A 13,825-nucleotide genomic window follows, 5' to 3' on the forward strand; every position below is an offset into this window, starting at 1 on the left:
AAATTTGGCAGAAAACTTCAAGAAATCCAGATAATTACTATTTTTAAAGTGAATTTTTAACGAATTGATTGAATTGAAATTGAAACTACATACAACATTGTGTAATAACCAATGGCTTTTGGTTCGGCAAAATAGTCACCCCCCTACCCCGCGCTAACTTTTGCAACGGCGGACAAGGACGCAGCCCGCAAAAAAGCCACTGGTCATACACAGGTACGTTAGGGGGGCACTCCATTTTTTTGAAGCAAATCCCTTATTTATAGAAAATTAAAATCAATTCTTACAGAGATTAGGGAGAAAATCAATTCAATTAGAAAAACTGAGTGCTTAGAAAAATTTAACGACCAGAATATTGATTTTAACAACATAACGACCTGAATATCAATATTAAAACGATCAGAATACATTAAAAAAAATTGAATAAAGATTAATCCTTAGATTCAGAATAAAAAATCATTTTTTATACTCGCATAACGACTAAAATCCAATAACGGAATAATTTGGATATCGAACTGATTATTTAGTGGCTTCGCAAAATAGGTGTTTAAGCCACAGAAGAACAATCTCTTCGGAGAAATATTTTGGTCGTTAGAGTTCTGGCGGAGAAGCGAAAGTCTTTAACGGAATAGTTTACTTAACGGTAGGAATATAAAGATTATCGGGAACTCTAAGGAAAACTAAGGCGTTGAAAAATTTAATAACGGGGAGAAATAATTATACCAAAGACTCGGATATTTAAACAGAAAGCTATTTAGCTTCGCTAAGTAAAATTATAATCCACTGATTATTAAGTGCTTTGGAGATATATTCAAGTCGTTAAAGATTTCGGTGGAGAAACGAGGGATTTTAAGGAATAGATTAGATTAAACGGCGGATTTTTAAGAAATAACGGATTAATAATACGATGATATAATTGTAACCCGTTAGAATTATTTAACCGCAAAGACTATGATATTGAAAAAATTTTCGGAGAAATTAAATATTGCGGATTAATTCCATGTTTTTTAAGATTTTAACGACGGACATTCATGTAAATTTGCGAAAATCAACAGTTTCGGCGGTCAATTTAGAGGTCTGAGAAAGATGATATTAGATGAGTTCATCTATAATTTCAATACCGCCAATACCATTTAGAACGTAGATTATTCGGATTATTACACTGAAAATCCATGAAATTCAAGAAAATCCCTATTTTTAAGAAAGATTTTTAACGATTTGATTAAAAAAAATGGAAAGCCCCCTAACATTGTTTATAAGCCATGCGAGAGGTTTTCAAGCCGATGGAAGAAAATTCTGAGACGCACGGCTCATAAACATGGACGTTGGCAACAAGTGTAAAAAGACAGACGACAGACAGATACGATAGTGATAAATTGAAAATAGAAAGGATTTAGCTTTTTGACAGGACAGTGCAAATTTGATGGAAATTTATTTTGTTTTTTTCTCCCCCCCCGCAAAAAAAGAAGAAAGAAACCCCACCCACATTGCACACATTGCCAAAGCCCCACGAGCCAACGCTCAAATCAAAGCTTTGTCAAAGAGTGCAATCTTGCCAATCCACCGCTGCATGTTGAAAACTCTCTCATAAAAAAGATTGATTACCAATTGATTTTTTCATAAATTTGACAAAAATAGTCAACGATAATTATGTCAACAGAAACAATAGGCGAAAAGCTAAGACACATTAGAGAAGAAAAGGAACTTCCATTGCGGAAAGTTGCTGCTTTGCTAGACATTGATGTGGCGATTTTAAGCAAAATGGAACGTGGGGAGCGGAAAATCACAAAAGAAGTGGTTCTAAAACTTGCCGACATATACGATTACAATGCAGACGACCTTTTGGTTTCATTTCTAAGCGACAAGATTTTATATGAAATACAAGACGAAGATTTAGGAATAGAAGCACTGAAAGTAGCAGAGGAAAGAGCCAAATATATTAAAGGGAATAAGAAGAAATGACAATAAAGCAACTCATAGAGAAATATACAACCGACAGGGATTATTACTTGACAAGCAGGTATAATGAAACACTGCTTCGCAGTGATTTCTTAGACCCGTTTTTCGAGTTGCTTGGTTGGGACATTAAAAACAATGCAGGCAAAACAACCAACGAACGAGAAGTAATTTTGGAAGAAGCACTGAAAGCAAATGCTTCAGAACATTCTAAAAAACCAGATTACACTTTCCGACTTTTTTCTGAAAGAAAATTCTTTTTGGAAGCAAAGAAACCGTGCGTTTCTATTGAATCAAACAATGATACAGCAAAACAAGTCAGACGATATGGATTTACGGCAAAGTTGAAAATTTCTGTTCTTTCAAACTTTGAATACTTAATCATTTATGACACTTCCGTAAAAGTTGAGAAAGACGACAACTATACAAAAGCACTCGTAAAAAAATACCATTACACTGAATACGAAAGCAAATTTGAAGAAATAAAACAGCTACTTGGAAGGGAATCTATTTATTCAGGAGAATTTGAAACGGAATGGAAAGAAATAGAAAGCAAAATCAATCAATATTCTATTGACAATTTATTCCTTAATCAAATCAACGAATGGAGAAAAGCTTTAGGTGCTGAAATTTACAAACACGAGCCTAAAATTAACGAGCAACAACTTAATGACATTGTCCAGAGTTACATCAACAGAATTATTTTCCTTCGTGTTTGTGAAGACAGAAATTTAGAAGATTACCAAACCCTTTTGAAGTTTGCTAATACAAATGATTTCAATTCCTTAATCAAAAAGTTTGAGCAAGCCGACAAACGCTATAATTCAGGACTTTTTGACCAATTGCTAAAAGATAAGATTGTAGAAAATATAAGTTCGGTATTTTGGACAATCATCAAACAATTGTATTATCCTGAAAGCCCCTATTCATTCAGTGTTTTTTCTTCTGATGTGCTAGGAAGCATTTATGAAATCTTCCTTTCAGAAAAATTGACCGTACAAAGCGGTGCTGTTGTTTTAGTAAAAAAACCTGAAAATGTTGACCGTGATATTATTACAACTCCGATATTTATAATTAGCGATATTTTACGAAATACCGTTTTGAAAAAATGCGAAGGAAAAACGGACAAGGATATTCTAAAGTTGAAATTTGCTGATATTTCTTGTGGTTCAGGTGCATTTTTATTAGAGTTGTTGCAGTTGCTAAATGATAGTTTGATTGACTATTATTTGAAAAACGATAAAACAAAACTCATTCAAACCAATATCAACACTTACAAATTACCATTTGAAATTAAGCATCAACTTTTATTGAATTGCATTTATGGAGTCGATAAAGATTATAATGCAGTTGAAGCAGCCAAATTTGGTTTGCTTCTCAAATTACTTGAGGGTGAAGATGTAAATTCAACCAACAAAACAAAACCTGTTTTACCCGACCTTTCTGAAAACATCTTTTTTGGAAACAGTTTATTGAATCCAAAGCAAGTAACCAATAAGAAAGACCAGGTAATTATCAATCCGTTTGATTTTTCAAAACTTCGCTTTGATGTCATTGTAGGCAATCCACCTTATATGAAGTCGGAGGATATGAAAAATATAACTCCGCTTGAATTACCACTTTACAAAACAAATTTCAATTCTGCCTACAAGCAGTTCGACAAATACTTCCTTTTTCTTGAACAAGGAATAAATTTATTGGCTGATGATGGAATTTTAGGTTATATCGTTCCGAGTAAGTTTACAAAAGTTGGAGCAGGTAAAAAACTTCGTGAATTACTCGCAGAAAAAGAATATCTGCATTCAATCGTTTCATTTGGTGCAAATCAGGTTTTTGCAGACAAAACAACCTACACTTGTTTGTTAATTCTGAATAAGAAACCGCAAAAGACTTTCCAATATGCGGAAGTAAGAAGCCTGAAAAGTTGGAAAGTTAGAGAGCCAGAGGCTGCAAAATACGGTTCAAAGAAAACAGATGAATTGAATAGTGAAGTTTGGGTTTTAGTTCCACCCGAATTAACAAACACTTACAATAAAATCGTTTCTCAAAGTGTAAAACTTAATGATTTGGTTGGAAGTGACAATATTTTCAATGGTATTCAGACCAGTGCAAATGAAGTTTACATTTTTACACCAACTAAAGAGGATAAGAAGCACTTCTATTTCACGAAAAAAGGTGTTGATTACAAGATTGAGAAGGAAATAACAAAACCCTATTTTCAAACTTCATCAGGCGAAGATAATTTATACACTTACAGAACTTTCAAACCGAATGCAAGGGTAATTTATCCTTACTTGACAACAAAAACAGGAGTTGACATTATTCCTCTAACCACAATTCAAAAGAAATTCCCTTTGGCTTATGGCTATTTACAAAAGCATAAAGCCATTTTAAATAATCCGAAACGTGATATTAAGCCTGAGCCAAAAACGAAAAATGAATGGCACAGATACGGCAGACATCAAAGTTTGGATAGTTGTGGACTTCCTTCAAAAATTATTGTTGGTGTTCTCTCTGTAGGCGATAAATACGCAATTGATGTTCACGGAACTTTGATTTCGTCAGGTGGAACAGCAGGTTATTGTGTAGTTGCAATTCCAACAACTTCCGATTATTCCATTTATTACATTCAAGCTATTCTCAACTCTAAATATTTGGAATGGTTTAGTGCTTTGTATGGCGAAGTTTTCAGAGGTGGTTACATAGCAAGAGGTACAAAGGTTTTGAAAAACCTACCAATCAGAAAGATTGATTTTTCAGATGCCAAACAAAAAACACTTCACGACAAAATCGTAGAAACTCAAAAAGAATTAATCAGCATTTATGACAAAATAGATGCAAATACAGGAAATAAAAGGGCTTTAACTCCATTGCAAGGACAATTTATAAGAGAGAAAGCCAACCTAGAAAAGCTATTAGCTAAATTATACGATTTAGGTAGTGAAGATTCATTAATCCCATTAATCAAAGAATTGTATGAAGCTAATTAAGAACGCAACAGCCGAGAAATTGAGAGGTGGATTTTACACACCCGAGCCAATTGCTGCATTCATTTTGAAATGGGGCATCAATGGAAGTTCTGATTATGAAATATTAGAACCAAGTTGTGGGGATGGTGTTTTCCTTGAACAATTGAGAGAAAATAATCACAAATTCAAATCAGTAACAGCCATTGAATTTGATGATGTGGAAGCTAAAAAAGCTGAAAAAATAAAACTCAATAACAAGGATGTAATCAATACAGATTTTCATTTGTATTGCAATGAAACCACACAGAGATTTGATTTAGTAGTTGGCAATCCGCCTTACATTCGCTATCAATATTTTCAGGAAGAACAGCAAAATGAAGCAATCAAAGTATTCAATAGGGCTAAACTAAAATACTCCAAACTGACCAATGCTTGGGTTTCTTTTGTGGTTGGTTCAAGTTTATTACTCAAAGAAAAAGGCAAAATTGGTTTTGTGATTCCTGCGGAATTATTGCAAGTTTCTTATGCTCAACAACTCCGTGAGTTTTTAGCTCATTTCTACAATAAAATCAATATCATTTCATTTGAGAAGTTGGTTTTCCCTGACATTCAGCAAGAAGTTGTTTTGTTGCTTTGTGAAAAGAACGGAAGCGATTCACATTTAATTGAACATCTTGAATTACGAGATGCTTCTGACCTTGAAAAGTTGGATGTAAATCGCCTAAAAAGTCCAACTAAGAAAATTGATTTTAAGTCAAACAAATGGACTTACTACTTTTTAGACCAAGAGGAAATAGATTTTCTTGAAAATATTGCCACTAAACGAAAAGTTCCAACAATTGGCAAATATGCCAATGTTGAAGTAGGTATCACAACTGGAGCAAATGATTATTTTACTGTTCCTTTGCCTGTTGTAGAAGCTTACGACCTAAATGAATATGCAAAGCCAATGGTTGGCAGAAGCGTTCAGGTAAACAGTGTAATTTTTACAGAAAACGATTGGAAATTGAACAGGCAAACCAAAGCTAAGGCTCATTTACTAGTTTTTCCGCCAAAACAAATTCTAAACGGACACAAAGGGGCGAACTCGTACATTAAAATGGGCGAATCTCAAGGAATCAATAAAGGTTACAAAACTGGTATTCGTGATGATTGGTTTGTAATACCATCAATTAAATTATCTGACGCTTTGTTTATCCGCAGAAACAATCTCTATCCTCGTTTAATCTTAAACGAAGCAAACGCTTATACAACGGACACAATGCACCGTGTGTTTATAAAAAAAGACACCAATAAAAACGCTTTCATTGCCAGTTTTTATAATTCGTTGTCTTTGGCTTTTTCCGAAATTGTAGGTCGCAGTTATGGCGGTGGAGTTTTAGAATTAATGCCAAGCGAAGCAGGAAAAATACTGCTCCCTTATCAAACCGAAAACGCTGATTTGCTTGCAACTATTGACCAAATGATGAGAGAGAAAAAGCAAATTGATGAAATTCTTGAAATTACAAACAAGCAAATCCTGAAAGATGGATATGGCTTTACGGACAAAGAAATAAAACTTGCTGATAGCATTTGGGAAAAGCTTTCGGCAAGGAGGTTAAATAGGAGTAAATTATGAGAATAAGATTGCAATCTGTAAGAATAAAGGGTTTCAGAGGCTTCAGGAATATTGAAGTTGATTTTGAAAACACAACTGTTTTGGTTGGTACAAATAATGCAGGTAAAACTACTCTGCTAAAAGCATTACAGTTAGCATTAACCAATTCTCATTTTATATCTAATGATGATTTTTTCTATTGTGAGGAACATATTGATGATACAATAGTTGTGGATGTTTTATTTGTTCCTATTGATGAAGACGGTAATGTGACAAATGAGTTCAATGAAGTTTGGAATGATGTCTTTAAAGCTGAAAGAATAGGTATTTCCCAAGACGGCAAACAGATAATGGCTTTTAGAACTATCATTAAAGAAAATAATAAAACCTTTCGAAAACAACAGTTTTACATTGACCAATGGGAAGAATTTTTGAATGAAGATATTAATTGGTATGACAATGAGTTTGATAAAGAACTAAGTTTTTATTTTGACGAGATACCTTTCTTCTATTTAGAAGCAAATAGGGATATTTTAGAAGACATAAAATCAAAGTCATCTTATTTAGGGCGAATTTTATCGTCTTTAGAATTTTCATTGGAAAATAAACAAAAAATTGAAGCATTAATTTCAGAACTAAACTCAACAACAATTGGAAGTTCAGATATTTTGACTGAACTAGAAACAACTCTTAAAGAGCTAGATACAGCAATGGACAATACTAACAATACTGTTCAATTAACACCTTTTACCAAGAAAGTACGTGACTTAAACAAAGGGATTAGAATTAACTATTCTGAATTCTCAATGGATTATCACGGAATGGGTACTAGAAGTTGGTCTTCTCTTTTAGTTTTAAAATCCTTTTTGAATCTCAATCATAAAATTTACGAGGATAATGGAAAACCATATTATCCAATATTAGCAATAGAGGAACCTGAATCACATTTGCATCCGAATGCCCAAAAAAAATTGTACTCACAAATAAATGAAATAGTTGGGCAGAAAATAATTTCAACTCATTCAAATTATATTGCAGCCAATGCAAAAATTAGTGAGATAAGGTCTATTTCAAAAAAGGCAGCTTCTATTAAATTAGGGAAAGTAATAAAAAATGATTTTGAACCAGAAGATTTAAGACAAATTCAAAGGCAGGTTATCAATACTAGAGGTGAAATGTATTTTTCTAAATTAGTTATTCTATTTGAAGGAGAAACTGAAGAACAAGTATTGCCTATACTTATAAAGAAACATTTCAATATTGATTATGTTTGTCTTGGTGTTAATTTCATAGGAGTTGGTGGTTATACAAAATATTTGCCATTCATCAGATTTTGTGAATCATTTAATGTCGAATATTTAATCTTTAGTGACAATGAGCCTGATGTAAATACTGATGTTTTGAGGCAAATTTCAAAATCAAGAATTAATGACCCTAACAAAGTGGTTTTTGTAAGTCCAAATAACAATTTTGAAAAAGAATTATGTGAACAAGGATATCTTGATGAAGTAAAAGCAGCATATCATAAAATGGAATTAGAAAAATGCGCTAATGCTCAACACAGAGCAGCAAAACAACAACAATTAAATGCCATTCCAGATGTAGATTATTATGAAATTATTACAGGAATGAAAACCCAATTTGCTCCAGTGATAGCTAATGAACTATTGTTATCAACCAAACAACTACCACCTAAAATTCAAGAGCTGTTTGGTAAAATAAATGACATTTTAAATCCAATAGAAGATGAGCAAAATTAATTTATCCCCAAAGCAATCTCTAATAGTAAACTTAGGTGAAGGTTCATATTTAATTGAAGCTAGTGCAGGTAGTGGCAAAACTAGGGTATTAACAGAAAGGGTAAAAAATCTTTTAGAGGATAATTCATCTAAGATTTTAGCAATTACTTTTACCAATAAGGCTAGTGAAGAACTAAAAGAGCGGTTAGAACTTGATAAGTTAAAAAATAAAAATGTTTTCGTTGGTACATTCCATTCATTCTGTCAATCCATACTTGAATCACGATTTAAGCTTTTAGGGTTTCAAAAAATGCCCCATATTTTTGAAGATGAAAGCGATAGAATTGAGATTGTGGAAGAAGCTATTAAATCAGTGCCATATTTCACAGACATATATGAAGGTTTAGAATCAAAGGATAAAACAGGATATAAATCAAAAGTACTTTCATTTATTTCCTCTGTTAAAAGAGAATTAGCTGAACCTGAAGATTTAATCACAGATGAGGGTGAAGAACATCTTTTGTTGCTTTACAATGAATACCAAGACATTTTAAAGTCTAATAATGCGATTGATTTTGATGATTTAATATGGTTTGTATATAAACTTTTTTCAAACAATGAGGCAGTACAAAATCTATATTCAAAATCTTACAATTACATATTTATTGACGAAGGACAGGATTTGAACAAAGCACAATATTATTTATTGAAATCCTTATGTGGAGACCAAATTAAAAATGTAATGATAGTGGGAGACCCTAATCAGTCTATATATGGTTTTAACGGCTCTGCACCTAAGTATATGCAAAAATTTTTCGTTGAAGATTTCAACGCTCAAAAAATTACTCTAGATGAAAATTACAGATGCTCTAAGCAAGTTATTGATGCAGCCAATAAACTAATGCAACTAAGTGTAGAAGCGGTCAATTATGTAATTGAAGGACATTTTGAAATGTATAAAGCTTCTGGTGAAAAAGATGAAGCTAAATATGTTGTTGAAAAAATTGACTATCTAATTAATCTTAAGAATATTAAATGTTTAGAAAAGGAGAATTACAAAGATATTGAAGGAGAAATTGATTATAGCAAGATTGCAATTCTAGGGCGTAATAAATTTGTTTTTAAGTACATTGAAGAATTATTGCAAGAAAAAAATATACCATACTATTTTAAGTCTGGAAATGTTGGAGTTAAATTTGAAACAATTTTCATGAAATTGTTTGATTACTATTTCAGAATAAAAATTAATCCTTCTGATAAGCTACATAATAAACGACTCAAGACCTTATTAAAGGTAAATAATTTTGAAAACGAGGATGAAATATCAAAATCTAAATATGATTACTTTCAATTTATAAGAGAAATAATCTCTGTTTTAACGGAAGATAATTTTAAAAAATCGCTACAATCAATTTCTGATTTTATAAAGAAATCAACAACTTTCAATGACGATGAAAAGGCTCAGATTCATAACGAATTAGAAGAGGTGATAGAGTTGTGGAAAGAATATTCATTTAATAATCTTAAACCAACTTTGACTGGATTTAAGAATACAATCTCGTTGGGATTAATTAAAAGAGATTTAAAGCAAGAAGGTATTTGTATTAGTACTGTACATACAATGAAAGGACAAGAATCTGAGATTGTCTTTCTTGTGGGGTTAGATGATGGAACATTTCCATATTATTTAGCAATTCAAAATGGCGGAGAGGAATTAAGTCAAGAAAAGAATAACTTATATGTAGCATTCACGAGAGCTAAAAGATTTCTGTATGTTTCTTATCCCTCAGTACGAATGATGCCTTGGGGTGATTACAAATCAAGAATTAAATCAAGATTTTTGACTGATTTTTAAAAGATGATTGGAAATGCTCTAGGCAACATTAACACATTCCGCTCCTTCTTCAAAGGACGTGAAGATGTGTTTGCTGTTCGTTGGGAGAAAGGAAACAAATCGGGATATATGCCAGCCGTTTTTTATGACCCATATCGTCTTCGGGCACATAAAATGAATGGAGGAACTTTTCAGAATTTCAGCGAGAAATCTTATTTGAAACTTACTGACGAACAAATTCAAAAACACCTGAATGGTTTTCATCAGATTGGAGTTTACCCGTTATTACAAGACAATACAACTTGGTTTTTAGTTGCGGATTTTGACAAAGCGAATTGGCAAAAGGAAGCAGTTACTTTTCTAAACGCCTGTAATGTAAAAAAAATTCCAGCTTACATGGAGCGTTCTCGTTCTGGAAATGGTGGACATGTTTGGATATTTTTTGATAAGCCATATCCCGCAATCAGGAGCAGGAAAATATTCATTTCAATTCTGGAACAGTCGGGTGCATTTTCAATGTTTGATAAAAGTTCAAGTTTTGATAGATTATTTCCCAATCAGGATTTTCTTTCAGGAAAAGGTTTCGGAAATCTGATTGCTTTGCCTCTTTTTAAACCAACTTTTGAAAAGGGGAATAGTTGTTTTGTTAATCCCGAAACATTTGAACCTTTCACTGACCAATGGATTTTTTTGAAAAACAGCCAAAAGGTTTCTACCGATTTTTTAGACGAACTGTATAAAACATTATCACCTGATGTTCCGAAAGTAACTCTTCAACCAACAAACGGAAAACTTAGCATTTCTTTAAGCAGTACTTTAAGTATAAACAGAAATGGATTAACACCAACGCTTACTCATTTTTTGAAGGAAGAATTAAATTTTGCCAACTCTGAATTTTTCATCAAGAAGAAATCAGGGAGGAATACATTTGAAACGAATCGCTATTTTAAACTGATTGAAGAATCTGAAAATGAAATTTTTACTCCAAGAGGTTTTATCGGCAAGCTTTTGCGTTTTTGCAAGGAATCACAAATCGAATTTGAGTTTGTTGATAAAAGAATGCTAAAACCGTCTATTCCTTTTGTATTCATTCCTGATTTGCGAAATCATCAAATTGGTGTAATTGAAGCAGTTTCTAAAAAAGATTACGGAGTAATAGTTGCTCCTCCAGGTTCTGGTAAAACAGTTATTGGGTTAAAAATAATTGTCAATAAAAGTCAACCTGCACTTATTATTGTTCATAGAAAACAATTATTGGAGCAATGGACAGAACGGATTGAAGCATTTTTGGGTATTCCGAAAAGAGATATTGGCTTAATTGGTCAGGGGAAGTCAAAAATTGGCAAACAAATTACTGTGGCGACTATTCAGAGTCTTCCAAAACATATAGAAACTGTACACAATAAATTTGGAACTATCATTGTTGATGAATGTCACCACGTTCCTGCCGAATCTTTCAGAAATACGATTGAAAAATTACACACCTATTATTTGTATGGCTTAACAGCAACACCTTTCAGAAAGTATAATGATGGAAGAATTATTTTCACCCATTTAGGAGAAATTATTGCCAATATCCAACCGACGGAAATTGAAAATTATAAACATGCAAAAGTCATCATCCACAATACGGAATTAGATGTTCCCTACAATTCTAAAACGGATAATTTCGAAACCTTATCAAAAATATTGGTTCACGATACAGCTCGTAACAAACTGATATTGGAAGATGTAAAAACGGAATTAAATCAAGGTAAAAAAGCAGTTATCATTACCGAACGAAAAGAACATATTGATACGCTGTATTTGTTTTTAAAACAATCTTATGAAGCCATTACCTTGAGCGGAGAAGATTCAGAATCTTCTAAAAAAGCCAAATGGAAAACGTTACAAGAAGGCAACTTTCAGGTTTTAATTACAACAGGACAGTATTTTGGTGAAGGAACAGATTTGCAAAATATTAGTTGTTTATTTTTGGTTTATCCATTTTCTTTTGAAGGCAAACTAATCCAATATATTGGTAGAGTGCAACGCTCGGAAATAAATCCAACTATTTACGACTACAGAGACTATAAAATTGATTATCTCAATAAGCTTTTCTTGAAACGAAATACGTATTATCGAAAAATTGACAAGCAAGCAACTTTGTTTGATGAACCAAAGGACGAAATCATTTCATCAAATCAGGTTTTAACTATAGAAAAAAAAATCAAAGTTTCAATCGAGGAATTGGAGTTTCATTATGGAAGTGTCGCATTCAAATATCCAGTTATTGAAATGAATACCGAACTCCAATTTCAGGTTGAAAATATTGAAATAAGACCAGAATTTGAGGTGTTAAAACCTTATTTCATCAAAACATTAAAGTCAAAGAGTATTACTGTAGAATTATTTGCCGAGTTTGAAAATGGAAAATTAGCTTCCCAATTAGCCTTGTCATCAGATATAGTCCGTATAAATAAAGAAGTTGTCGAAGGTGTGAAATTTCAGTTTCTGAATAAAGGATTGCTAAAGCAATTCACTCCCAAAAAGCAAAATATCCTGACTTCTGATGAATTACAAGAACACAATAAAATATTTTCAAACGCAGAAGATTTGTTAAATGAAATACTCAAAAACAAACATTACAAACACTCACAACATATTCAATATTTAGCAGACAGACACGAAAATCTGGTAATGAAAATTCGTTTTGTGCTTAATCCATTTTCCTTTGTTTTTTTACTTGCTGGAAAGAATAGTTATTTTATTCTTTTGGAAACATTAGACACAGAAGAAGCTACTTACATTTGGCATACCTCTAAAAACAAAGCCTCACTAATTGACGAAATTAAACAGATTGACAACCAGATTAGTACAATTAAAGAAAAAGGAAGACAAGCATTTTTAGGGAACTGCCCTGAAAACTTTACAAGAATTATACATGATTATTCCGACAGAAAAAAAGGATTTATATTATGGAAATCTGCATTAGAAGAAATCATATGAATCCAACCCACAGTCGTAAGCACATTTGCAAGCCCCCACGAGCGTACACTCAAACCAACGGCTTACAAAAGAGCTTCCGCCATTCCAGCCCAAGCACCCTTCTTTCATGACGGTTTTAGGATTGCCCACCCTCAAAAAAACAAAATAAATTTGTGGTTCGTGGATAGGTTGGTACAGTTTTGCAATGACAAGAAAAGAAAAGAAAGCTAAATAAATGGCAAGCAGATAGATATGAATGAACACCAGTTGCCAACATCGTATATAAAACATTTGGCAGTTAGTGAGTTATTAAGCTTTTCAGCCCGTATCAATAGTAGCTGTAACTTGACAGGAAAGTGCTTCGAAATGCCAAACGTTTCATATACCCAACCGTTGCCAACAAGCCAAGGAAAAAAATAAACATTCGCTATTTAACGGAAGAAAAATGATTGCCACGCACAAAACAGCACATTTGCAAACCACACAAACCTACACACAGCCAAAGTTTGCAAAAGAGCTGTTTTCTGGCCGACGCACCCACAGATAATTGTATATTTGTAGATAATAACTAATTTTTTAAGAGAAAACTGATTAATGGAAATTAAAATCTTGAAACCACGGAAAGCACTAAATAAAGCCTTCCTGAAAGTAAAACCAAACAGGACTGAAATAGAATGTTTCAAGACCAATTTAACCCAGTTGCTCGACAGGATTAATGACATTGAATCGGAAGAGTTTCATAAAAACCTTGTCTCGGATTTTTTTA

General features: G+C 32.8%; 7 protein-coding genes. All 7 read left to right on the top strand.

Annotated elements, in window-relative coordinates:
- The first annotated feature begins 1,647 nt into the window (after positions 1 to 1,647).
- A complete protein-coding gene (locus B5X70_RS16870) occupies positions 1,648 to 1,959 on the top strand; it encodes a helix-turn-helix domain-containing protein (RefSeq protein WP_079559081.1) in 312 nt (103 codons plus the stop codon).
- A complete protein-coding gene (locus tag B5X70_RS16875) occupies positions 1,956 to 4,943 on the top strand; it encodes an Eco57I restriction-modification methylase domain-containing protein (protein ID WP_079559083.1) in 2,988 nt (995 codons plus the stop codon). Before B5X70_RS16870 ends, B5X70_RS16875 begins: the two co-directional genes overlap by 4 nt.
- The gene (locus tag B5X70_RS16880) at positions 4,930 to 6,540 is read left to right on the top strand and encodes an Eco57I restriction-modification methylase domain-containing protein (protein ID WP_079559084.1); all 1,611 of its coding nucleotides are present in this window, start codon (positions 4,930 to 4,932) and stop codon (positions 6,538 to 6,540) included. Before B5X70_RS16875 ends, B5X70_RS16880 begins: the two co-directional genes overlap by 14 nt.
- Positions 6,537 to 8,279: an AAA family ATPase gene (locus B5X70_RS16885; protein ID WP_079559085.1), complete on the top strand. Its 1,743-nt coding sequence runs from the start codon at positions 6,537 to 6,539 to the stop codon at positions 8,277 to 8,279. Before B5X70_RS16880 ends, B5X70_RS16885 begins: the two co-directional genes overlap by 4 nt.
- Positions 8,266 to 10,113, top strand: a complete 1,848-nt coding sequence (locus B5X70_RS16890; protein ID WP_079559087.1) for an ATP-dependent helicase — start codon at positions 8,266 to 8,268, stop codon at positions 10,111 to 10,113. The genes B5X70_RS16885 and B5X70_RS16890 overlap by 14 nt, the downstream gene beginning before the upstream one ends.
- A 3-nt stretch (positions 10,114 to 10,116) precedes the next feature.
- Positions 10,117 to 13,080 carry a DEAD/DEAH box helicase gene (locus B5X70_RS16895; protein ID WP_079559088.1) on the top strand — a complete coding sequence of 988 codons (2,964 nt, stop codon included), beginning with the start codon at positions 10,117 to 10,119 and terminating at the stop codon, positions 13,078 to 13,080.
- A 573-nt stretch (positions 13,081 to 13,653) separates the two neighbouring features.
- The coding region (locus B5X70_RS18630) for a DUF7149 domain-containing protein (protein WP_455423300.1) at positions 13,654 to 13,825 on the top strand (172 nt) is incomplete at its 3' end.

The organism is Alkalitalea saponilacus, assembly GCF_900168165.1.
In the GTDB taxonomy this organism is placed as follows: domain Bacteria; phylum Bacteroidota; class Bacteroidia; order Bacteroidales; family Marinilabiliaceae; genus Natronoflexus; species Natronoflexus saponilacus.